Below are 385 nucleotides of genomic sequence, written 5' to 3'. Positions count from 1 at the left end.
TAACGTTCGAAACCTGTCACGCAACCAACCACCGAATGAAAGATCCAGCGTGCGATCGCAGGGAGGTAAGAATAACCGGTCTGGCTTTCCTATCGCCGGTCCAGGTTAAGACCAACGACGTCGTCACGACATCAACACAGTGCGCGAAGCGCTCGTATTCCTGAATCAGTGGCCAAAAGCGCGTCGGGGACCGGTATTCAGTTGCGCGGTGAGAAGCAGCAACGCAGCGATCGCCGGACAGATGACACCCGAGCAGGCGCGGCAAGCATTGTGGGATTTGCCAGGATTGCCGGCGTGCTGGCCAAATCTGATTTCGTCGTTGGTGGCGACTGATTTAAAGCTGCAGGAAGATCACCGCCGGTAACGCGTTGGCCCGCTGCTCGCC

1 protein-coding gene is annotated in these 385 nt (G+C 57.7%); it reads left to right on the top strand.

The annotated features are described in order from the left end of the window. The first annotated feature begins 139 nt into the window (after positions 1–139). Entirely contained in the window at positions 140–364 is a 225-nt protein-coding gene (locus EN850_RS34060; RefSeq protein WP_245454712.1) for a DUF982 domain-containing protein, read from the top strand. Positions 365–385 lie beyond the last annotated feature (21 nt).

Source organism: Mesorhizobium sp. M8A.F.Ca.ET.207.01.1.1, from assembly GCF_004794715.1.
Taxonomy (GTDB): Bacteria; Pseudomonadota; Alphaproteobacteria; order Rhizobiales; family Rhizobiaceae; genus Mesorhizobium.
The sequence above is the reverse complement of the archived record's forward strand: the minus strand, read 5'-3'. Positions and strand labels throughout refer to the sequence as shown.